Here is a 21260-nt window from a genome sequence, read left to right as displayed (position 1 = left end):
TGCTGACTACAACCGGTCCGACGACAACCGGCCCGGCTACAGCCGTTCCGGAACTACAGCCGCTCCGGACCGAAGGCGTCGGGCAGCACCTCGGTCATCGGCTTGATCCCGCTGGGGAGTTCGACCAGCAGTTCAGGACCGCCGTGCTCCCAGAGCAGCTGGCGGCAGCGGCCGCACGGCATCAGCGGCTCCCCGGCGCCGTCCACACAGGTGAATGCGACCAGTCGGCCGCCACCGCTGGCGTACAGCGCCGAGACCAGCCCGCACTCGGCGCACAGGCCGAGGCCGTAGGAGGCGTTCTCCACGTTGCAGCCGGTCACCACCCGACCGTCGTCGACCAGCGCCGCAGCGCCGACCGGGTACTTGCTGTAGGGGGCGTAGGCCCGGGACATCGCGTCCCGGGCCGCGGCCCGCAGCCGCTCCCAGTCGATCGCCGCCGCATCCTGAGCCGCCGTCACTTGCCCTGGCCCTTGCGGTAGATCTGGCCGTCCGCCTTCGGCGGGCGCAGCCGCTGGGCCGAGAGCGCCAGCACCACCAGGGTGATGACGTACGGCGAGGCCACGATCAGCGGACGCTCCACGGTGCTGGTGGAGGCGTACCAGAGCGCCAGCGCACCGGACGCCACCAGGGTGACCGCGGCACCGACCCACTTGCGGCGGTACAGGTTCCACAGGCCCAGCAGCGCCAGGACGATCGAGACGACCAGCAGCAGCACGTGCACCGAGCTCGGGTCGCGCAGCTGCAGGCTGTCGGTGAAGCCGAACAGGCCCGCGCCGGTGGCCAGCCCGCCGGGCAGCCAGTTACCGAAGATCATCGCGGCCAGACCGATGTAGCCGCGGCCGCCGGTCTGCCCGTCCTGGAAGACGTTGGCCGCGACCATCGACAGGTAGGCACCGCCCAGGCCGGCGAAGCCACCGGAGGCGATCACCGCGATGTACTTGTACTTGTAGACGTTGACGCCCAGCGACTCGGCGGCGGTCGGGTTCTCACCGCAGGAGCGCAGCCGCAGGCCGAAGGTGGTCCGCCACAGGATGAAGTAGCTGGCGACCAGCAGGGCGGCCGCGATCAGCGTGACCACCGAGAGGTTGGTGACCAGACCGCCGACCACGCCGGCCAGGTCCGAGATCAGGAACCAGTGGTGGCCCTCGACGCTGTCCAGCCACTGCGACAGGTGCTGCACGGTGATGAACGGCAGCGGCTGGGTCGGCGGGGACTTGGAGGCACCGGCACCGGCGCTGATGTAGTCCGTGTAGTAGATCCGGTTGATGTACAGGCACAGACCGGGGATCAGCAGGTTGATGCCGACACCGGAGACGATGTGGTCGACGCCGAAGCCGACCGTGATCACCGCGTGCAGCAGGCCGCCGAGCGCGCCCGCCGCCATGCCGGCCAGCAGGCCGACCCAGGGGTTGACCAGGTAGCCGGTCCAGGCGCCGGCGAAGGTGCCGGCCACCATCATGCCTTCGAGGCCGATGTTGACCACGCCGGCCCGCTCGGACCAGAGGCCGCCGAGGCCGGCCATGCCGATCGGCACTGCGGCGCCGAGCGCGGCGGAGACCTGGCCGGAGGAGGTCAGGCTGTGGTTCCCGGTGATCATGCCGACCACCGAGAACAGCACCAGGGCACCGGCCGACAGCAGCAGCACGATCGGCCAGGAGAGCTTCTTGGCGCCCTTGGCCGGCGCCTTGCCGGCCGGCTTGGGACGGGTCTCGGTCGCGGTGCTCATGCCGCCACCTCCTTCTTCGCCGCCGCGGCGGCCTGAGCGGCGAGCTGGGCGCCGACCTTCTGCTGCTGGCGCTTCAGCCCGAAGCGGCGGACCAGCTCGTAGGCGACGACCACGCAGATGACGATGGTGCCCTTCATGACGTCGATGATCTCCGGCGGGAAGTTGTTCGTCGACAGCTGCCCGGCGGTGGCGTCCAGGAAGGCCCAGAGCAGCGTCGCAAAGGCGATGCCGACCGGGGTGTTGCGGCCGAGCAGTGCGATCGCGATGCCGGTGAAGCCGATACCGGCCTGGAAGCTCTGACCGAAGTAGTGGCCGGTGTCCGCGGACAGCAGGTCCGGCATGCCGATCAGACCGGCCAGCGCACCAGAGACGCACATGCTGGTCAGCACCATGCGCTTGACGTTGACGCCGCTGGCGCCGGCCGCCTCCTCGGAGCGCCCGGTGGCCCGCAGGTCGAAGCCGAACCGGGTGCGACTCAGGGTCAGCTGGAACAGCACACCGATCACCACCGCGATGATGATGAAGCCGTAGAGCTGGCCGCCCATGGTGCTGAAGGTGAAGAAGTTGCTGGACGGGGCCATCATCTTGGTCTGGATGCTGTTGCTGCTGCCGCTGCTGACGCTCGGCGCGAAACGGCCGGGCACCAGCAGCAGGCCGATGACACCGGTGGTGATCGCGTTCAGCATGATCGTCGAGATCACCTCGCTGACCCCGCGGGTGACCTTGAGGACACCGGCGATGGCCGCCCACAGGCCGCCGACCAGCATGGCGGTGATCAGCACCAGCGGGATCTCGATGAACGACGGCAGGTCCACCGCGCCGCCGACGAAGGCGGCGAACAGCGCGGCGAGCCGGTACTGGCCGTCGGCACCGATGTTGAACAGGTTCATCCGGAAGCCGAAGGCCACCGCGACACCGGCGATGTAGTAGGTGGTCGCCTTGTTGAGGATCGCCACCTGCCCATCGGAGGCGAAGCCGTAGGTGGACATCAGCCGGAACGCCTCGCCGGGGTTGTACCCGGCGACGGCGAGCAGCAGCGAGCAGAGCGCCACCGAGACGATGACGGCCAGCACGGGTGCCGCGATGGCCAGCAGCAGCCGCTCGCGGTCGATCCGCCGGAGCCAGCCGCGCCTGGAGGCCCCGCCCGGCGGGAGGCTGGGGGAGGGTTCGGTCGAAGTGGTCATCTCGGTCACTCCCCCGCCTGGGCGTCGTCGCCGGCGGTGTCGGTGGTGGTGGCGCTATCAGCGGCGCTGTCAGTGTCGCTGTCGGTGGCGTCTTCGCCGGCGGTGTCCTCGCCGGCGGCGGTCTCGCCAGCGGTCTCCTCGCCGGCGGCCTCGGTGATCGCGTCCTCCAGCGGAACGTGGAGCCGGCCGTGCTCCTCGTCGGCGACGACCGCCGCCTCGACGAGCGCCTCCTCGTCGGACTCGATGTGGCCGGCGGCCGCACCGGTCATCGCGGTGCCGAGGTCCTCGGCGGTCACGGTGGCCGGGTCGGCGTCCGCGACCAGGCGGCCGCGGTAGATCACCCGGATGGTGTCGGAGAGGCCGATCAGCTCGTCCAGGTCGGCGGAGATCAGCAGCACCGCCAGACCCTCCCGCTGGGCCGCCCGGATCTGGCCCCAGATCTGCGCCTGGGCGCCGACATCCACGCCACGGGTCGGGTGGGCGGCGATCAGCAGCTTGGGGTCGTGGCTCATCTCGCGGCCGACGATCAGCTTCTGCTGGTTGCCGCCGGAGAGCGAGGCCGCGGTGACCTCGATGCCCGGGGTGCGGACGTCGTACTCGCGCACGATCCGCTCGGTGTCGCGGCGGGCCGCGGCCGGGTCGAGCAGGACGCCCTTGGAGTTGGGCGCCTCGGTGACGTGGCCGAGGATCCGGTTCTCCCAGAGCGGGGCTTCCAGCAGCAGGCCGTGCCGGTGCCGGTCCTCCGGGACGTAGCCGATGCCGGCCTCGCGGCGGGCCCGGGTGAGCTTGCCGGTCAGCTCCTGGCCGTCCAGCACCACGGTGCCGGCGTCCAGCGGCAGCATGCCCATGATGGCCTCGACCAGTTCGGCCTGGCCGTTGCCCTCGACACCGGCGACGCCGAGCACCTCGCCCTTGCGGATGGTCAGCGAGATGTCGTCCAGCACCACGCGCTCGATGCCCTCGGCATCCGGCTTGGCGATCCGCAGGCCCTCGACCTTGAGCATCTCGGTGTCGGTGACCGTGGACTCGCGGCTCTCCGGGCTGGGCAGCTCGCTGCCGACCATCAGCTCGGCGAGCTGGCGGGCCGTCACGGTCTGGGGGTCGGCGTCGCCGACCGTGGTGCCGCGGCGGATCACCGAGATCGCGTCGGCCACCGAGAGCACCTCGTGCAGCTTGTGCGAGATGAAGATGACGGTGACGCCCTCGGCCTTGAGCTCCCGCAGGTTGTCGAAGAGCGCGTCCACCTCCTGGGGCACCAGCACCGCGGTGGGCTCGTCCAGGATCAGGATCCGGGCGCCGCGGTAGAGCACCTTGAGGATCTCGACGCGCTGCCGGTCGGCCACGCCGAGGTCCTCGACCAGGACGTCCGGGCGGACCCCGAGGCCGTACTGGTCGGAGATCTCCTTGATCTTCGCCTTGGCCTTGGCGCCGATGCCGAACAACTTCTCGCCGCCGAGGACCACGTTCTCCAGCACGGTCAGGTTGTCGGCCAGCATGAAGTGCTGGTGGACCATGCCGATGCCGCGGGCGATGGCGTCACCCGGGGTGGCGAACTCGACCTGCTCACCGTTGATGGCGATGGTGCCCTCGTCCGGCTTCTGCATGCCGTAGAGGATCTTCATCAGGGTCGACTTGCCGGCGCCGTTCTCGCCCATCAGGGCGTGCACGGTGCCGGTGCGCACGGTCAGGTTGATGTCGTGGTTCGCCACGACGCCGGGGAAGCGCTTGGTGATGCCGCGCAGCTCGACGGCCGCGGCCCCGGCGCCGGGGTTACCTCCCTTGCGCAGGGAAGGGGTGGATGCGCTGATGGCGATCTCCTGGTGGTGGCGGGCGCGTCCTTGCGCCGGGGAGGGCCGGGTTGAGTGCGCTGCCGACGGGAACACGCGGCGCGCCGGGGAAGAGGCGGAGACGGGAGAAGCCCGGCGGAGTGCGCTCACGCGCGACCCACCGGGCCCCTCCCTTGCTACCTACTGCTGAGTGCTACTGCTGGGCAGATCCGGATCAGCCGGCCGACGGAGCGGTCGGGATCTGGGTCGTACCGGAGACGATCTGCTGGGTGGCAGCGTCCAGCTTGGCCTTGATGTCGTCGATGTGGCCGCCGGTGGTGGCCAGGCCGACACCGCCCGACTTCAGGTCGAAGCGCTGGATGCCGGTCTCCGGCGTGCCGTTCTTGACGCTCTGGATGTACGAGTACACCGCGGTGTCCACGTTCTTCAGCGCAGAGGTCAGGATCTGGTTCTTGTAGGCGGCCAGCGCGGTCTGCTTGGCCTGGTCGGAGTCGACACCGATGGCCCAGGTGCCCGGCTTGGCGGCCACGGCCTGGATCGCACCGGTGCCGGAGGCGCCGGCGGCGGTGTAGATCACGTCGTCGCCCTTGTCCAGCTGGCCCTGCGCGGCGGACTTGCCCTTGGCCGGGTCGCTGAAGCCGGTGAAGTCCGGCGGGGTGGTCAGGTAGGTGACGTCGACCTTGATGTTCGGGTCGACGGAGGCCACACCGGCCCGGTAGCCGGCCTCGAACTTCTTGATCAGCTCGGACTGCACGCCACCGATGAAGCCGACCTGCTTCTTCTGGGTCTTCAGGGCGGCGGCGATACCGGCCAGGTACGAGCTCTGCTGCTCGGTGAACTCCAGCGAGGTCACGTTGGACGGCTGGGTCGGCGAGTCGGAGTCGATGATCGCGAACTTGACGTTCGGGTGCTCCTTGGCGACCTTCTCGACCGCGGGCTGGTACACGAAGCCGACCGCGATGATCGGGTTGTAACCGGCGGTGACCAGCTGCTCCAGACGGGCCTGCTTGTCGGAGTCGGACTCACCGTTCTTGGCCTCGGCCTCGTTGGCGGTGATGCCGAAGTCCGTCTTGGCCCTGTCCAGGCCGGCCGCGGCCGAGTCGTTGAAGCCCTGGTCGCCACGGCCGCCGACGTCGTAGGCCATACCGACCTTGATGCCGGAGCCGCCGCCACTGGCGGAAGAAGAGGTGCTGGTGCTCTTTGCGCCGCAAGCGGCGAGCGAGGCGATGCCCAGGGAACCCGAGAGCACCACCGCGGCGAGCTTTACTGAACGGCGCAAGGGAATATCTCCTTCTACACACCCGTTTGGCGTGGTCGGACGCCACCGTAACGCGCGTAGAACACGGTTGTATTACGGGGCGGCGGGCCATTGGGGTTGTTATCAAACCGTGGCACGGGGCGCGTCGCGGCAGTGAACACCGCAAAGCGCCCCCAGTGTCCCACGGGATTCCCCCTATACCTCCGCATGCTCCAGCGCCAGTGAGGCGAACAGCTCGACCCCGATCCCGATCGCGCGCTCGTCCACATCGAACCGGCCTTGGTGCAGGTCACGCACCTGGGTCTCGTCCGGCGCGCGGACCCCGAGCCGGGCCAGCGCACCCGGCGCGTGCTCCAGGTACCAGGAGAAGTCCTCACCACCGAGCGACTGCTCGGTCGGCTCCACGACTTCTTCACCCTGGGCACCGAACTGACGCGTCATCGCCGTTTCCAACTGGGCGATGGACACTGCTTCGTTCACCACCGGCGGGACCCCGCGCCGGTAGTCCAGGCTGACCTTCGCCAGGTAGGTCTCGGCCATCTTGCTGACGAGCTCGTGCAGCAGGTCCGGCGCCTCGTGCCAGCCGGCCAGCTCCAGGCAGCGCACCGTGCCCTCCAGCTCGGCGTGCTGCGGGATCACATTGGGGGCCGAGCCGGACTCGATCCGGCCCCAGACCAGCGAGACGCCCCAGCGCGGGTCCATCCGGCGGGCCAGCGCGCCGGGCAGGTCTGCGGCCAGCCTGGCGACCGCGGTGACCAGGTCGGTGGTGAGGTGCGGGCGGGCGGTGTGGCCGCCGGGGCCGTCCAGGCGCAGCAGCACCGCGTCGGCGGCCGAGGTGATGGCGCCGGTGCGCAGGCCGATCCGACCGACCGTCACCTTGGGGTCGCAGTGCACCGCGAAGATCCGCCCGACCCCGGCCATCCCGTCGGCCGCGATCACGTCCAGCGCGCCGCCGGGCATCACCTCCTCGGCGGGCTGGAAGATCAGCCGCACCGGCTGGATCAGCCGCCCGTCGCGCAGCGCCTCGGCCAGCACCAGCGCGGTGCCGAGCAGCACCGTGGTGTGCACGTCGTGCCCGCAGGCGTGGGTCACCCCGGGGACGGTGGAGCGGTACGGCGCCTCGCTCTTGGCGTCGTCGATGGGCAGCGCGTCGATGTCGGCCCGGAAGGCGACCATCGGGGTGCCGGGGGCGGCGGTGGGCGGGACCAGGTCGACGATCAGCCCGGTGCCGCCGGGCAGCAGCTGGGGCGTCAGACCCGCCGCGGTCAGACGGTCCGTCAACTTGCCCGTGGTGCGGAACTCCTGACGGCCCAGCTCGGGGTGGCGGTGCAGATCGCGGCGGAAGGCCACCAGCTCGGCCTCCAGCGCCGCCACCCGCGAACGGAGCGTCATTGTCTGAGGATCGTTCACCTCAGCAAGCCTATGGTGCGGAGCCGGGTTTGGCCGCACTTCGGCCGAATCTCGCCGGGATTCCACGCATACGCGGCCGACGGGTGGGTATGACGTCACGTTTCAGCCGCCTCCTTCACGCGCGGACGCCCCGGTTGATGAACCTGTGCAACGAGTAGGAACCCCTCAGGTAACGGCTGGTCAACGGGCCCGGCAGTACGGGATGGCGGGCGCACCACGAGGGGGTGGCCGGTGCGTATCGGGATGCGGACGGCTAGGTCATGTACTGGCAAAAAGTTCAGGCGAAGTCTTGAGCTTCGGCCATTCGAACGAATAGACAACGTCCGCACAGTCAAACTCCGCACCGCCGACCCTCCTTCAGGAGCCCGGTCGCCGGGGCGATCCGTCCTGCCCGCGTCCGGCAGCGCCTACAAAGTGCGGCCACGGCGCAGTCACCCGCTGCCCCCGCAGACGAGGTGACCCAAGTGAGAGTGGGGAACCCACGTGCCAGCCAATCGCAGCCGGCTCTCCCGGATAACCGTGGCGGCCCCGGCCGCCGCCGCCCTCGTCCTGGGAACGGTCGCGGTCGCCTCCCCGGCGATCGCCGACCCCGGCCCGACCGGGCCCGTCGCCGCCAAGGCGCTGCCGGGCACCCACCCGGACTGGGCCACCCAGCAGGCCGACGCCGGCGCCGTGCCCGCGGGCACCGCCGCCACCGCCCGGGTCTACCTGGCCGGCCGCGACCAGGCCGGCCTGGACGCCTTCGCCAAGGCCGTCTCCGACCCGAACTCGCCGCAGTTCGGCCAGTTCCTGTCGGCCGACCAGGTGCAGTCCCGGTTCGGCACCAGCCCTGAGCAGGTCAAGGCCGTCAGCCAGTGGCTGACCGACTCCGGTCTGACCATCAGCGAGACCAACCAGCACTACATCCAGGTCAACGGCACCACCGACCAGTTGACCCGGGCGCTGGGCACCCAGTTCCGCAACTACCGCACCCCGGACGGCGTGCACAAGGCGCCGGCCGCCGACGCCGTGGTCCCGGCCCAGGTCGCCGCCGACGTGGCGGCCGTCTCGGGCCTGGCCGACTCGGTGCAGAAGGCCTCCTCGAACGCCGTCTCGCAGGCCGCCGCCGAGGCCACCGGCCAGTCCGGCGCCAAGGCCGCGAACGCCGCCCCGCAGACCTCGCTGCCGACCGTCGCGACCTGCTCGGACAACGGCTTCGGCTCCAAGATCGCCTACGGCGCTCCGCAGGGCTACGAGAAGAACGAGCCGTTCGCCCCCTGCTCCTACGTGCCGAGCCAGCTGCGCAAGGCGTACGGCGTCACCAAGTCCGGCCTGACCGGCAAGGGCGCCCGGGTCGCCATCGTGGACGCCTACGCGCTGGGCACCATGCAGGCGGACGCCAACCACTTCGCCACCGCGCACGGTGACCAGCCGTTCGCCCCGGGCCAGTACTCCGAGGTCGTCACCCCGGACCAGTGGCAGCACCAGGCCGACTGCGGCGACTGGTCGGGCGAGGAGTCGCTGGACGTCGAGATGGTGCACGGCCTGGCGCCGGACGCCAACGTGGTCTACGTCGGCGCCAACTCCTGCTACGACCAGGACCTGACCGCCGCGCTGAACAAGATCGTGGACAACCACCTGGCCGACATCGTCTCCAACTCCTGGGGCGAGATCATGCACGGCAAGAGCGGTGACCTCGACCCGGGCGTGATCGCGGCCGACAACCAGGCGCTGGAGCGCGGCGCGGCCGAGGGCATCACCTTCATGGCCTCCGCCGGCGACTGCGGCGACAACTCGCCGACCGCCGCCGCGACCGGCGTCAACTGCCAGGCCGACACCAACCAGGCGCAGACCCAGTGGCCCTCGGCCTCGCCGTGGATCACCGGCGTCGGCGGCACCGCGCTGGAGCTGAAGGACAAGTCCGGCAGCTACGGCCACGAGGTCTCGATGGGCGACCGCCGCTCGGTGCTCTCGACCGACCAGCAGTCCTGGACCCCGTTCCCCGGCAACTTCTACTTCGGTGGCGGCGGCGGTGTCTCCAAGGACTTCCCGCAGCCGTGGTACCAGCAGGGCGTGGTCGCGGACAGCATCTCCACGGTGGCGGCGGACGGCACCAAGTCGGCCACCCCGCTGCGCGCCACCCCGGACGTCGCGATGAGCGGTGACCTGGTGGCGGCCACCCTGGTCGGCTACACCCCGGCCGGCGGCGCCTACAGCGAGGGCGGCTACGGCGGCACCTCGGTCTCCTCGCCGGAGTTCGCCGCGATGATGGCCGACGTGATCCAGGCCCGTGGCGGCCGTCCGGTCGGCTTCGCCAACCCGTCGCTGTACGACCGGGCCGGCACCCGCGCGTTCCACGACGTCAACGACGCCGCGGTGCACACCGCGCGCGGCAACGTGGTGGACCTGGGCACCGTGGGCGGCCTGCTCAAGGTGCGCCTGTACAAGATCGGTGCCGACCAGGGCCTGGCGGCCGCCAAGGGCTACGACACCGCGACCGGTGTCGGCTCCCCGGGCACCGGCTTCTTCAAGTCCTTCGGCCTGCACGGCAACCAGGGCCAGGACGACAACAGCCAGGGTGACGAGTAGTCAGCCCGGTTGACCTGAACGCGTGAGGCCCGCGACCGATCCGGTCGCGGGCCTCTCCGCTTTCCCTATGGCCCGGTCAGAACCGGTCGACCGGGGTGTAGGTGCCCCAGATCTCCCGCAGCGCGTTGCTGACCTCGCCGACGGTGGCCTTGGCGGCCAGCGCCTCCTTCATCGGGTAGAGCACGTTGTTGCTGCCCTCGGCCGCCTTGCGCAGCGCGGTCAGGGCCCGCTCCACCGCCGAGGAGTCGCGGTCGGCGCGCAGCCGGGCCAGCCGCTCGGCCTGCTGCGCCTCGATCGCCGGGTCCACCCGGAGCGGCTCGTAGGGCTCCTCGGCATCCAGCTGGAAGCGGTTGACGCCGACCACGGTGCGCTCGCCGGAGTCGGTCTCCTGCTGGATCCGGTAGGCGGTGCGCTCGATCTCCGACTTCTGGTAGCCGTTCTCGATGGCGGCCACCGCGCCGCCCATCTCCTCGATCTTCTCGATGAGTTCGACGGCGGCGCCCTCCAGCTCGTCGGTCATCGCCTCCACCACGTAGGAGCCGGCGAACGGGTCGACGGTGGCGGTGATGTCGGTCTCGTAGGCGAGCACCTGCTGGGTGCGCAGCGCCAGTCGGGCGGACTTCTCGGTGGGCAGCGCGATGGCCTCGTCGAAGCTGTTGGTGTGCAGCGACTGGGTGCCGCCGAGCACCGCGGCGAGCGCCTGGACGGAGACCCGGACCAGGTTCACCTCGGGCTGCTGGGCGGTGAGTTGGACGCCCGCGGTCTGGGTGTGGAAGCGCAGCATCTGCGACTTGGGGTTCTTGGCACCGAAGGTGTCACGCATCACCCGGGCCCAGATCCGGCGCGCGGCACGGAACTTGGCGACCTCTTCGAGCAGCGTGGTGCGGGAGACGAAGAAGAACGACAGCCGCGGCGCGAAGTCGTCCACGTCCATCCCGGCGGCCACCGCGGTGCGCACGTACTCGATGCCGTTGGCCAGCGTGAAGGCGATCTCCTGCGCGGGGTTCGCCCCGGCCTCGGCCATGTGGTAGCCGGAGATCGAGATGGTGTTCCACTTGGGGATCTCGGCCTTGCAGTACTGGAAGACGTCCGCGATCAGCCGCAGGCTCGGCTTGGGCGGGAAGATGTAGGTGCCGCGGGCGATGTACTCCTTGAGCACGTCGTTCTGGATGGTGCCGGTGAGCTTGTTCGACGCCACCCCCTGGGACTCGCCGACCAGCTGGTAGAGCAGCAGCAGCAGCGAGCCGGGCGCGTTGATGGTCATCGAGGTGGAGACCTCGCCCAGCGGGATGCCGTCGAAGAGCACGCTCATGTCGTCGACGCTGTCGATCGCCACGCCGACCTTGCCGACCTCGCCGGCCGAGATCGGCGCGTCCGAGTCGTACCCCATCTGGGTGGGCAGGTCGAAGGCGACCGACAGGCCCATGGTGCCGTTGGCGATCAGCTGCTTGTAGCGGGCGTTGGACTCCGCCGCGGTGCCGAAGCCGGCGTACTGGCGCATGGTCCACGGCCGCCCGGTGTACATCGACGGGTAGACGCCGCGGGTGAAGGGGTACTCCCCCGGCACGCCGAGCCGCTCGATCGGCTGCTCGGGACCGTAGAGGGGGTCGATCAAGAAGCCGGACTCAGTACGGCGTGGCTCGGGCGCCATGGGGGGAACCTCCGGATCATGCTGATCACTGTTCAGCTGGTGTTACGCACTGTAGGGGCCGCTGCTCGAACCACGACAGGTTCCCATTCTGGGACCTTCCTCACAGCCGCCTGCCATGATTGGAGCCGCACACGGGTACGAGGAGAGGACGGCAATGAGCAGCGCTGGGCAGAAGGTCGCGGTGGTCACCGGGGCGAGCAGCGGGATCGGCGCGGCGACGGCGCGGCGGCTGGCCGCGGAGGGCTTCTCGGTGGTGCTGACCGCCCGTCGCACCGAGCGGATCGAGGAGCTCGCCAAGGAGATCGAGGCGCGCGGCGGCACCGCGACCGCGGTCACCCTGGACGTCACCGACCGTGCCGCGGTGGACGCCTTCGCCCGGGAGGTCGGCCAGGTCGACGTCCTGGTCAACAACGCCGGTGGGGCGCTCGGCGCCGACTCGGTGGAGCAGGGCGACCCGGCCGACTGGCTGGCGATGTACCAGGTGAACGTGCTGGGCGTGCTGCACATGACGCAGGCGCTGCTGCCGGTGCTGCGGGCCGGCGGTGACGGCACCGTGCTGATCCTCTCCTCCACCGCCGCGCTGGCCGCCTACGAGGGCGGCGGCGGCTACGTCGCGGCCAAGCACGCCGCGCACACCATCGCCGCCACGCTGCGCCTCGAGCTGGTCGGCGAGCCGATCCGGGTGATCGAGATCGCCCCGGGCATGGTCAAGTCGGAGGGCTTCGCCGTCACCCGGTTCCGCGGCGACGAGGCCAAGGCGGCCGCCGTCTACCAGGGCGTCTCGCACCCGCTCACCGCGGAGGACATCGCCGACACGGTGGCCTGGGCGGTCACCCGCCCCTCGCACGTCAACATCGACCTGCTGGTGGTGCGGCCGCGGGCCCAGGCCTCCAACTACAAGGTGCACCGGGACTGATGCGACGCCTCGCGGTGGCCGCCGTGCTCGGCGCGGTGCTGCTGGCCGGCTGCTCCGGCAGCCCCGGCACGCCCGCGCCGGGCCGGCCCGACGGCCCGATCCACTGGACCTCCTGCGGCTCGGGCCTGCAGTGCGGCAAGCTGCGGGTGCCGCTGGACTACGCGCACCCGGACGGCGACAGCCTCCAGCTGGCACTGATCCGGGAGCCGGCCCGCGACCGGGCCACCCGGGTCGGCTCGCTGATCGTCAACCCGGGCGGGCCGGGCGAGTCCGGCGTCGCCATGGTGAAGGACTCCACCGCACAGTTCGACGGCCCGCTGCACGACCACTTCGACATCGTCGGCTTCGACCCGCGCGGCACCGGTGACAGCTCACCGATCCACTGCCTGACCGACCAGCAGCGGGACGCCCAGGACCAGCAGGACGACCCGGCCGACCCGACGGCCCGCGCCGCCAAGCGGGCCCAGCAGGCCAAGGACTACGCAGCGGCCTGCGAGCGGGCGGCCGGCAGCTTGCTGCCGTTCGTCGGCACCCGCAACACCGCGCGCGACATGGACGCGCTGCGCCAGGCGCTCGGCGACCCCAAGCTCGACTACCTGGGCATCTCCTACGGCACCTACCTGGGCGCGCTCTACGCCGAGCAGTTCCCGCAGAACACCGGCCGCCTGGTGCTGGACGGCGCGGTCGACCCGGCCGCCGACCGGCTGGACGCCAGCGTGCAGCAGCAGATCGGCTTCGAGAAGTCGCTGGAGCGGTTCGCCACCGACTGCGTGACCAACCACCACGACGAGTGCCCGCTGGGCGACGACCCGGCCGCCGCCGGGGAGCAGGCCGCCGCCTTCCTGGACGGCCTGCGCGACAAGCCGCTGTCCACCGGCGACCCCGGCCGGCGCAAGCTCACCTCGACCCTCGGCTGGACCGGCACCCTCCTCTTCCTCTACGGCGACCAGGACACCGCCTGGCGGCAGCTGCGCGAGGCGCTGTTCACCGCGATGAAGCTGGGCGACGGCTCGGCCCTGCTGTCCGCCGCGGACGCCTACAACGGGCGGCAGAACGGCCACTACACCGCCTCCGACGACGCCCAGACCGCGATCAGCTGCGCCGACGCGCCCAGCGTGACGCCCTCGCCGGACCAGGTGCAGAAGGTGCTGGCCGAGCTCAAGCAGCAGGCCCCGCTGCTCAACCGGGACACCGCGGCCGCCGACCTGACCACCCCGGCCTGCGCCGACTGGCCGTACCGGACCACCGAGCAGCCGCACACCGTCCGGGCCCAGGGCAGCGCCCCGATCCTGGTGATCGGCACCACCGACGACCCGGCCACCCCGTACCAGCAGGCCGTCAACCTGGCCAAGGGCTTCGCCGACGCCACCCTGCTGACCCGGCAGGGCGAGGGGCACGCGGCCTTCGGCAGCGGCAACTCCTGCGTGGACCGGGCGCTGGACGCCTACCTGGTCAGCGGCACGATGCCGGCGCAGGGGACCAGCTGCCCCCGGTGATCCGGAGCGGTCCCACCCGTTCCCCACGGCATCGAATGATGAGCTTGCTTCGCGCGCTCATGTTCACCGGTAGCCCACCGGTCACAACTTGATAGCTCGTCAGGGTGAATTCGGTCATCGCCCTCCCCAACTGATGAGCGCTCAACTACCGTGGTGGCGCTGCCCGGGAGGAGCACGACCCCGCGCGGGTGACCTCGTCCGCGCCGTGCCGTGATCCATGCTGGTTACGACCTCACCGCCATCCTGACGCCCTCTTTCCCTCCCGAGGAGGACCCGCTGGCCAGCGACACCCCTCCTGATCGCGCTCGCGATCAGGTCGGCATCCCCGCACCCCGCCCCACCAGCACCGCCGCCGGCCGCCCCGTGCTGCCGGCAGTCGGGCTGCACCGGTTCAACGAGGCCGACCCCGGTGCCGCCGAGGAGGCGCTGCTCGCCTGCTGCGGCAGCCACCGCTGGGCCCTGCGACTCACCGCCCACCGCCCCTACCCCGATCTGGACTCCCTGCTCGCCGCGGCCAGTGAGGCCTCCTACGACCTGCGCCCCAGCGATCTGGCCGAGGCGCTGGCCGACGAGAGTTGGATGCCGCAGCCGCTGCTCGGCATGCGGGCGCCCGGCAGCCAGGCCGCGCACACCGCGCTCCGGGCCGCGCACGCCGCCTACGAGGCCCGGTTCGGCCATGTCTTCGTGGTCTGCCTGGACGGGGTCGAGCCGGAGGAGATGCTGGACACCGTGCTCAGCTCGATACGCACCCGGCTGGCCAACGAGCCGGACGAGGAGCGCCTGGTCGCCGCCGAGCAGCTGCGCCGGATCGCGCTGCACCGGTTGGAGCACCTGGTCGCCAGCGGCAGTTCCTGACGCCGCCTCGATCCGGCCGCCCACGCGTCATCTCCCACACCCCGCCCTCACCCGGCGGGGTGAATTCTTGCCCCTGACGTGCCTGATTGATCACACTCAAACCCCCCGAAGGCGGTTCGCCTGGAGGCGTCGATAGGATGACCGCGGCCGGTGGACCGTACCCGGCCGGGCTGACCGACACCGAAGCCGGCCGAGCCCTTCAACCGTAACCGGAGGGTTTCCCGTGCCGGCTGGAACGCTGTACCGCGGCCGAGAAGGCATGTGGTCCTGGGTGGCTCATCGAGTCACTGGCGTCCTCATCTTCTTCTTCCTTCTCGTCCACGTCCTCGACACCGCGCTGGTCCGGGTCTCGCCGCACGCGTACGACTCGACCATCAACACGTACAAGACCCCGCTGGTGAACCTGATGGAGTACGGCCTGACGGCCGCCATCCTGTTCCACGCGCTGAACGGTCTGCGGGTCGTCGCCGTGGACTTCTGGTCCAAGGGCCCCAAGTACCAGAAGCAGATGCTGTGGAGCGTCGTGGGCATCTGGGTGGTCCTGATGGCGGGTGCGTTCTACCCGATTCTCCAGCACACCCTGCTCTCCTGGTTCGGGAAGTGATCCGGCATGTCGACTGACACCACCGACCTCGAGCTGGTCGGCTCCTCGCAGGCCCACACCGGCAAGGGCCTGGGCACTGGCAACCCCGCCGACGCGTTCGTGATCGAGCCGCCCCGGGTCCGCACCAAGAAGACCCCGCGCCGCACCCGGACCAACTTCGAGATGCTGGCCTGGCTCTTCATGCGCCTGTCCGGCATCGTGCTGGTGGTCCTGATCCTGGGTCACCTGATCATCATGCTGACCCTCGACGGCGGCGTCTCGAAGATCAACTTCGCCTTCGTGGCCGGCCGCTGGGCCTCCCCCTTCTGGCAGGGCTGGGACCTGCTGATGCTCTGGCTCGCCATGCTGCACGGCGCCAACGGCATGCGCACGGTCATCAACGACTACGCCGAGAAGGACTCCACCCGGATGTGGCTGAAGGGCCTGATGGGCGCCGCGACCGTCTTCACGGTCCTGCTCGGCACCCTGGTGATCTTCACCTTCGACCCGAACATCTAATCGGCGCAGGACCAGAGGCGAGTCAACACTCATGCAGATTCATCAGTACGACACCGTCATCGTCGGCGCCGGCGGCGCCGGCATGCGCGCGGCCATCGAGTCGACCAAGCGCAGCCGCACCGCGGTACTGACCAAGCTCTACCCCACCCGGTCCCACACCGGCGCGGCCCAGGGCGGCATGTGCGCCGCCCTCGCCAACGTCGAGGAGGACAACTGGGAGTGGCACACCTTCGACACGGTCAAGGGCGGTGACTACCTGGTCGACCAGGACGCCGCCGAGATCATGTGCAAGGAGGCCATCGACGCGGTCCTCGACCTGGAGAAGATGGGCCTGCCCTTCTCCCGCACCGAGGCCGGCCGGATCGACCAGCGCCGGTTCGGCGGTCACACCCGCAACCACGGCGAGGCCGCCGTGCGCCGCTCCTGCTACGCGGCCGACCGCACCGGTCACATGATCCTCCAGACGCTGTTCCAGAACTGCGTCAAGGAGGGTGTGGAGTTCTTCAACGAGTTCTACGTCCTCGACCTGCTGATCAACGAGGGCAAGACCTCGGGCGTCGTGGCCTACGAGCTGGCCACCGGCGAGATCCACGTCTTCCAGGCCAAGGCCGTGGTCTTCGCCTCCGGCGGCACCGGCAAGTTCTACAAGGTGACCTCCAACGCCCACACCCTCACCGGTGACGGCCAGGCCCTGGTCTACCGCCGCGGCCTGCCGCTGGAGGACATGGAGTTCTTCCAGTTCCACCCGACGGGCATCTGGCGCATGGGCATCCTGCTCACCGAGGGCGCCCGCGGCGAGGGCGGCATCCTGCGCAACAAGGACGGCGAGCGCTTCATGGAGCGCTACGCGCCGGTCATGAAGGACCTCGCGTCCCGTGACGTCTGCTCCCGCGCGATCTACACCGAGATCCGCGAGGGTCGCGGCTGCGGCCCCGACGGCGACCACGTCTACCTGGACCTGACGCACCTTCCGCCGGAGCAGCTGGACGCCAAGCTGCCGGACATCACCGAGTTCGCCCGCACCTACCTCGGCATCGAGCCCTACACGGACCCGATCCCGATCCAGCCCACCGCGCACTACGCGATGGGCGGCATCCCGACCAACGTCGAGGGTGAGGTGCTGCGCAACAACACCGACATCGTCCCGGGCCTGTACGCGGCCGGCGAGGTCGCGTGCGTGTCCGTGCACGGCGCCAACCGCCTGGGCACCAACTCGCTGCTGGACATCAACGTGTTCGGCCGCCGCGCGGGCATCGCCGCCGCGGACTACGCCAACAACGCCGAGTTCGTGCCGCTGCCGGCCAACCCGGCCGAGAAGGTGCAGGCCCTGGTCGACGGCCTGCGCGAGTCCACCGGCACCGAGTCGGTCGCGCAGATCCGCAAGGAGCTGCAGGAGACCATGGACGTCAACGCCATGGTCTACCGCACCGGCGCCACCCTGAAGCAGGCCTCCGAGGACATCGCCGCGCTGCGCGAGCGCTACAAGCACGTGGCGATCCAGGACAAGGGCTTCCGCTACAACACCGACCTGCTGGAGGCCGTGGAGCTGGGCAACCTGCTCGACCTGGCCGAGGTGCTGGTGGTCTCCGCGCTGGCTCGTCAGGAGTCGCGCGGTGGCCACTTCCGCGAGGACTTCCCGACCCGTGACGACGTGAAGTTCATGCAGCACACCATGGCGTACCAGGAGGTTGCCGAGGACGGCACCACCTCGATCCGCCTCGACTACAAGCCGGTCGTCACGACCCGCTACCAGCCGATGGAGCGTAAGTACTGATGAGCGCCCCCACGATGGACGCCCCGCACTCGGCGGCCCTGGACGCGGCCGAGTCCGGCGCGGTCCAGCTGATCACCGTGACCCTGCGGATCCGCCGGTTCAACCCGGAGGAGCACCCGGACCCGGTGTGGGTCGACTACCAGCTCTCCATGGACCCCAAGGAGCGCGTCCTGGACGCCCTCAACAAGGTCAAGTGGGAGCAGGACGGCACCCTCACCTACCGCCGCTCCTGCGCGCACGGCATCTGCGGTTCCGACGCCATGCGGATCAACGGCCGCAACCGGCTCGCCTGCAAGACGCTCATCAAGGACGTCAACCCGGAAAAGCCGATCACCATCGAGGCCATCAAGGGCCTCACCGTCCTCAAGGACCTGGTGGTCGACATGGACCCGTTCTTCCAGGCCTACAAGGACGTGATGCCGTTCCTCATCACCAAGGGGAACGAGCCGACCCGTGAGCGCCTGCAGTCCGCCGAGGACCGCGAGCGCTTCGACGACACCACCAAGTGCATCCTGTGCGCCGCGTGCACCTCGTCCTGCCCGGTCTTCTGGAACGACGGCCAGTACTTCGGCCCGGCCGCCATCGTCAACGCGCACCGTTTCATCTTCGACTCGCGTGACGAGGGCGCCGAGCAGCGCCTGGAGATCCTCAACGACCGCGAGGGCGTGTGGCGCTGCCGCACCACCTTCAACTGCTCGGAGGCCTGCCCGCGTGGCATCGAGGTCACCAAGGCCATCCAGGAAGTCAAGCGCGCCCTGGTGACGCGCCGCTTCTGACGGCTCCCCAGCAACGCCTGAGGGCCCGCCCGGTTCACACCGGGCGGGCCCTCAGGCGTTCAGCGGCCTTGGCGGCCGACGGTCCGTCAGGCCGCGGCCTTGGCCGGGCGCAGGCCGCGGAGGCCGATCAGGCCGACCAGGACTCCGAGGATGAAGGAGGTGATGGCGAGGGCCAGGTGGATCCAGAAGAAGGCGGTGGGCTGGGAGTGGTCGCCGTTGGTGAAGGCCTGGTGGCCGGAGTCCGCCCAGAGGTTCTTGACGAAGGTCGTCCAGATGATCACCGACCAGGCGCCGAAGGCGGTGAGGAACCAGGAGGTGCGGCGGCTGAGCGTCATGGCGGTGAGTCCTTCGGGGTGGGGCCGAGCCTGTCCGTCCAGTATGGGTGGGCGGCCGTTCGGCCCAGTCCGGGGTCCCCGGTTGGGGCGATGCTCGCGGCGCGGCTGGGCGCGGGGGCGGTCGGACGGGTACGGACACGGCGTGTATTCGAATGATCACCTTATGAGTCGTACTGGTCGGCTGGCGGTAGCGCTGGCCACCGCCCTGGTGCTGGCCACCGCCGGCAGCGCCACCGCCGACCCGTCGCCGTCCGGCGGGGTGGTCGGCGGCGAGCGGCTGGGGCAGCCCGACGTGCAGGTCTCCTCGGGGGCGCCCAAGCTGCCCGACGGGCTGACCGGGATGTCCTGGCTGGTCGCCGACGCCGGCACCGGCGATGTGCTCGCGGCCTACCGGGCACATCTGCGGCTGCCCCCGGCCAGCACCCTGAAGATGCTCTTCGCGGACGTCGTGCTGCCCAAGTTCCCGCGCGACACCGTGCACCGGGTGACGCCCGAGGACCTGACGGGCATGGGTCCGGGCAGCAGCCTGGTCGGTGTCAAGGAGGACCTGGACTACACGGTCCAGGACCTGTGGCGGGGCGTCTTCCTGCCCTCCGGCAACGACGCGGTGCACGTGCTGGCCCACATGAACGGCGGGGTCGACCAGACCGTCCGGGAGATGAACCAGAAGGCCCGGGCCCTGGGCGCCGCCGACACCGAGGTCGTCTCCCCCGACGGCTACGACGAGGACGGCCAGCTGAGCTCGGCCTACGACCTGACGCTGTTCGCCCGCGAGGGCCTGCGCAATGCCGACTTCCGCTCCTACTGCGGCACCAAGGACGCCCAGTTCCCGGGAGCGGTCGACAAGGCCACCGGGCAGCGCGCCAGCTTCGGGATCCAGAACACCGACCGGCTGCTCGGCAAGTACCCGGGCCTGATCGGGGTCAAGAACGGCTACACCAGCAACGCCGGCTCCACCTTCGTCGGCGCCGCGCAGCGCGACGGCCGCACCCTGCTGGTCGCCGTGATGCACCCGGACACCTACATGAAGGTGTACGACGAGAGCGCCGCACTGCTGGACTGGGGCTTCGCCGCCGGGAACCGGGCCCGCCCGATCGGCACCCTGGTGGCCCCGCAGCCCACCCCACCCCGGCACCGTCCGCCGCCGCGTCAGCCTCCCCCGCGACCGGCCGGGTGCCGACCGTGCAGGCGTCGGCATCCAACGTCCGGACGGTCGGCGCCGGGGACTGGGCGGTGATCGGCGCGGCCGCGCTCTGCGCCAGCGCGGCGGGCTGGCTGCTGAACCGGCGCCGGCGCCGGAACGCCGGACAGCCGGCCACCGGTGAGGGCGCGCCGCCCGACGAGCCGGGGCCGGGTGGCGGCTCGACCGCCCTGCGCCGCCGCTAGCGGGCCGGCGGCGGGCCCGCGGCCGGCCCGCCCGCCGCCCGGTAGGCGTCCTCCGCCCTGGCCAGGGCCCGGGCCCTGGCCAGCTCCGGGTCGGCCGCCGCGGTCCAGGAGACGCAGTACATCAGCAGCCGGCAGATGAAGTTGATCCACAGCAGCAGCGCCACCGGTACCCCGAAGGCGCCGTAGAGGCTCCTGCCCGCCACGTAGCCCAGGTAGGAGGAGAGCCCCACCTTCAGCACCTCGAAGCCCACGGCACCGATCAGCGCGGCGGCCAGCAGGTCGCGCCGGCGCTGCCCCTCGATCCCCGGGAACGGCGCCAGGAGGTAGAGGAAGAGCAGCAGGTCGGCGCCGACCGCGATGACGAAGCCGGCCACCGCCAGCAGCCAGTGCCCGGGGCCCCCGCCGGCCAGTCCCAGCGCCGCTGCCAGCCGCCCGGCCAGCCGGGTGCCGACCGCCGAGGCGCCCAGCGAGACGATCGAGACCCCGCCGAGGCCGACCAGCACCACGCAGTCGGTGATCCGCCGCACCAGCACATTGCGGTCGTCCTCGGGCAGCTGCCAGATCACCCGGATCGAGGCGCGCATGGTGTCCACCCAGCCGAGGCCGGAGGCCACCAGCAGCAGGCCGCTGATCAGCCCGACGGTGGCGGCGTTGGCGATCAGCGAGTCCAGCCCCAGCGCGTTGGCCAGCCCCGGCACCTGCTCGGCGATCCGGTGCTTGAGCGACTCCACCCGGCTCGGGGTGAGGGTGGAGACCGCGACCGCCAGGGCCACCGTCAACAGCGGGAAGAGCGCCAGGAACCCGTAGAAGGTGACCGCGCCGGCCAACCGGTTGCCCCCGACCGCCGAGAAGTGCCGGAACACCCGGTACGGGCGGCTGCGCAGCACCGCCGCGACCACCGGCCCGACCACCGGCAGCTTGCTGAGGAATCCCATGCGGGCCAGCCTGGCAGCTCCGCCGCCGGGCCGGGCAGCTCGCGAGCCGGGAGGGCGGCTTGAACCAACCGATAGGATCGCGGTAGAGCCGCTGTGCCGGG

General features: G+C 70.7%; 19 protein-coding genes. 10 read left to right on the top strand and 9 right to left on the bottom strand.

All coding sequences use genetic code 11. The features are described 5' to 3' along the window. Positions 1-53: 53 nt before the first annotated feature. The 6 genes from E6W39_RS26290 to E6W39_RS26265 form a co-directional block, all read right to left on the bottom strand. Positions 54-458 (bottom strand): cytidine deaminase, encoded by a 405-nt coding sequence (locus E6W39_RS26290; protein ID WP_141635616.1) that lies wholly within the window; start codon positions 456-458, stop codon positions 54-56. Then, entirely contained in the window at positions 455-1726 is a 1272-nt protein-coding gene (locus E6W39_RS41995) for an ABC transporter permease (protein WP_141635615.1), read from the bottom strand. Before E6W39_RS41995 ends, E6W39_RS26290 begins: the two co-directional genes overlap by 4 nt. Further along, positions 1723-2910 (bottom strand): ABC transporter permease, encoded by a 1188-nt coding sequence (locus E6W39_RS26280; RefSeq protein ID WP_141635614.1) that lies wholly within the window; start codon positions 2908-2910, stop codon positions 1723-1725. The genes E6W39_RS41995 and E6W39_RS26280 overlap by 4 nt, the downstream gene beginning before the upstream one ends. Positions 2911-2915: 5 nt before the next feature. Next, a complete protein-coding gene (locus E6W39_RS26275; protein ID WP_407658632.1) occupies positions 2916-4565 on the bottom strand; it encodes an ABC transporter ATP-binding protein in 1650 nt (549 codons plus the stop codon). Between the two features lie 346 nt (positions 4566-4911). Beyond that, positions 4912-5976, bottom strand: coding sequence for a BMP family lipoprotein (locus E6W39_RS26270; RefSeq protein ID WP_141635613.1), 1065 nt, complete (start codon positions 5974-5976; stop codon positions 4912-4914). Positions 5977-6150: 174 nt separating this feature from the next. Continuing rightward, the gene (locus E6W39_RS26265) at positions 6151-7347 is read right to left on the bottom strand and encodes an amidohydrolase (protein ID WP_141635612.1); all 1197 of its coding nucleotides are present in this window, start codon (positions 7345-7347) and stop codon (positions 6151-6153) included. Between the two features lie 501 nt (positions 7348-7848). Between E6W39_RS26265 and E6W39_RS26260 the strand changes: the two genes are divergently transcribed. Next, positions 7849-9933, top strand: coding sequence for a S53 family peptidase (locus E6W39_RS26260; RefSeq protein WP_141635611.1), 2085 nt, complete (start codon positions 7849-7851; stop codon positions 9931-9933). 76 nt (positions 9934-10009) lie between these two features. Here E6W39_RS26260 and E6W39_RS26255 read toward each other — a convergent pair whose 3' ends face one another. Continuing rightward, entirely contained in the window at positions 10010-11584 is a 1575-nt protein-coding gene (locus E6W39_RS26255; protein WP_141635610.1) for an acyl-CoA mutase large subunit family protein, read from the bottom strand. Positions 11585-11738: 154 nt separating this feature from the next. Between E6W39_RS26255 and E6W39_RS26250 the strand changes: the two genes are divergently transcribed. From E6W39_RS26250 to E6W39_RS26220, 7 genes are all read left to right on the top strand, one after another. Then, the gene (locus tag E6W39_RS26250; protein WP_141635609.1) at positions 11739-12500 is read left to right on the top strand and encodes an SDR family NAD(P)-dependent oxidoreductase; all 762 of its coding nucleotides are present in this window, start codon (positions 11739-11741) and stop codon (positions 12498-12500) included. Next, positions 12500-13996: an alpha/beta hydrolase gene (locus E6W39_RS26245; RefSeq protein ID WP_141635608.1), complete on the top strand. Its 1497-nt coding sequence runs from the start codon at positions 12500-12502 to the stop codon at positions 13994-13996. Before E6W39_RS26250 ends, E6W39_RS26245 begins: the two co-directional genes overlap by 1 nt. A gap of 321 nt (positions 13997-14317) precedes the next feature. After that, entirely contained in the window at positions 14318-14851 is a 534-nt protein-coding gene (locus tag E6W39_RS26240; protein WP_407658631.1) for a 2-oxo-4-hydroxy-4-carboxy-5-ureidoimidazoline decarboxylase, read from the top strand. A 223-nt stretch (positions 14852-15074) separates the two neighbouring features. Beyond that, positions 15075-15455 carry a succinate dehydrogenase, cytochrome b556 subunit gene (gene sdhC, locus E6W39_RS26235; RefSeq protein ID WP_101381469.1) on the top strand — a complete coding sequence of 127 codons (381 nt, stop codon included), beginning with the start codon at positions 15075-15077 and terminating at the stop codon, positions 15453-15455. Between the two features lie 6 nt (positions 15456-15461). Beyond that, entirely contained in the window at positions 15462-15953 is a 492-nt protein-coding gene (locus E6W39_RS26230; protein WP_141635607.1) for a succinate dehydrogenase hydrophobic membrane anchor subunit, read from the top strand. A gap of 31 nt (positions 15954-15984) precedes the next feature. Next, positions 15985-17727 carry a succinate dehydrogenase flavoprotein subunit gene (gene sdhA / locus E6W39_RS26225; protein WP_141635606.1) on the top strand — a complete coding sequence of 581 codons (1743 nt, stop codon included), beginning with the start codon at positions 15985-15987 and terminating at the stop codon, positions 17725-17727. A gap of 14 nt (positions 17728-17741) precedes the next feature. Further along, positions 17742-18503: a succinate dehydrogenase iron-sulfur subunit gene (locus tag E6W39_RS26220; RefSeq protein WP_407658630.1), complete on the top strand. Its 762-nt coding sequence runs from the start codon at positions 17742-17744 to the stop codon at positions 18501-18503. An 86-nt stretch (positions 18504-18589) separates the two neighbouring features. Here the strand turns inward: E6W39_RS26220 and E6W39_RS26215 are convergent, their stop codons facing one another. Then, on the bottom strand, positions 18590-18838 hold the full coding sequence (locus E6W39_RS26215; protein WP_141635605.1) for an SCO4848 family membrane protein: 249 nt from the start codon (positions 18836-18838) through the stop codon (positions 18590-18592). Positions 18839-19001: 163 nt separating this feature from the next. On the opposite strand from E6W39_RS26215, the gene E6W39_RS26210 reads away from it, so the two are divergent. Both E6W39_RS26210 and E6W39_RS26205 read left to right on the top strand, forming a co-directional pair. After that, complete coding sequence (locus tag E6W39_RS26210) at positions 19002-20075, top strand: D-alanyl-D-alanine carboxypeptidase family protein (RefSeq protein WP_141635604.1); 1074 nt, start codon at positions 19002-19004, stop codon at positions 20073-20075. After that, the gene (locus E6W39_RS26205) at positions 20072-20224 is read left to right on the top strand and encodes a hypothetical protein (RefSeq protein WP_181799457.1); all 153 of its coding nucleotides are present in this window, start codon (positions 20072-20074) and stop codon (positions 20222-20224) included. The genes E6W39_RS26210 and E6W39_RS26205 overlap by 4 nt, the downstream gene beginning before the upstream one ends. Here the strand turns inward: E6W39_RS26205 and E6W39_RS26200 are convergent. Beyond that, complete coding sequence (locus tag E6W39_RS26200) at positions 20221-21159, bottom strand: YihY/virulence factor BrkB family protein (protein WP_141635602.1); 939 nt, start codon at positions 21157-21159, stop codon at positions 20221-20223. The two genes, E6W39_RS26205 and E6W39_RS26200, sit on opposite strands and share 4 nt — an antisense overlap. Between the last annotated feature and the right edge of the window lie 101 nt (positions 21160-21260).

This window comes from Kitasatospora acidiphila, assembly GCF_006636205.1.
Taxonomy (GTDB): Bacteria; Actinomycetota; Actinomycetes; order Streptomycetales; family Streptomycetaceae; genus Kitasatospora; species Kitasatospora acidiphila.
The sequence above is the reverse complement of the archived record's forward strand: the minus strand, read 5'-3'. Positions and strand labels throughout refer to the sequence as shown.